Source organism: Ralstonia flatus, assembly GCF_958439105.1.
GTDB lineage: Bacteria > Pseudomonadota > Gammaproteobacteria > Burkholderiales > Burkholderiaceae > Ralstonia > Ralstonia flatus.
In genome coordinates this window covers 1-988 of record NZ_CAUDLI010000025.1, presented here as the reverse complement: position 1 = coordinate 988, position 988 = coordinate 1, and the positions used below count along the sequence as shown (strand labels likewise).

Here is a 988-nt window from a genome sequence, read left to right as displayed (position 1 = left end):
GAAGCCGAACAGGCGGGCGGCCCGGGGATAGGTAAGCCGCTGACGGCCGAGCAGCAACGCATTCGCGAACTCGAAGCGCAGGTACGGCGGCTGCAGGAGGACAACGACATCCTAAAAAAGGCTTCGGCCTTCTTCGCCCGGGCACTGAAGTGAAGTATCGCGCGGTGGCCGCGTTGCAGAAGGAGGCGATTGGCGTTGGCGCGGCGTGCCGCGCGTTAGGGGTCAGCCGCTCGGGCTACTACGCGCACCGGCGTGCGCAGCCCAGCGCTGCGAAGCTGCGCCAAGAAGTGCATGTACGGGCAGCGTTTGGTGCCAGCGGTCAAAGCTACGGCAGCCGGCGCGTGATGCATGCACTACGTGCCCAGGGCGAGCGGATTGGGCGCTATCGCGTACGGACCCTGATGCGTTCGGCGGGGCTGCGTCCGCGCTGGCGGCCCAAGTTCATCGCCACCACCCACAGTCGGCACGACCTGCCGGTCGCACCGAACGTGTTGCAGCGGCAGTTCGATGTGAGCCAACCCGACCGCGCCTGGGTCTCGGACATCACCTACATCCGTACGGGCGCAGGCTGGCTGTATCTGGCGGTGGTGCTGGACCTGTACTCACGCCGCGTGGTGGGCTGGTCGATGGCGCCGAGCATGCCGGCGGCGCTGGTGGTGTCGGCGCTGGAGATGGCCTTGCAGCAGCGCCGGCCAGCGCCTGGCTTGGTGCTGCACTCGGACCGCGGCAGCCAGTACGCCAGCGCCGAGTACCAAGCCGTGCTGGCCCGCCACAGCATCGTCTGCAGCATGAGCCGCAAAGGCGATTGCTGGGACAACGCCGTCGCCGAACGCTTCTTCCTGAACCTGAAGATGGAGCGGGTATGGCGGCGCCGCTATGCCAACCATGACGAGGCGCGATGCGACATCGCCCAATACATCGTCGGCTTCTATAACCCCGTGCGTTTGCACTCAACCTTGGGCTACCTGTCGCCCTGCGCCTACGAGGC

Annotated in this window: 1 pseudogene; it reads left to right on the top strand. The window is 66.7% G+C overall.

Going from position 1 to position 988, the window contains the following annotated elements:
- Positions 1 to 988 (top strand): annotated as a pseudogene (locus R2676_RS26135) (IS3 family transposase); the annotation flags it as partial.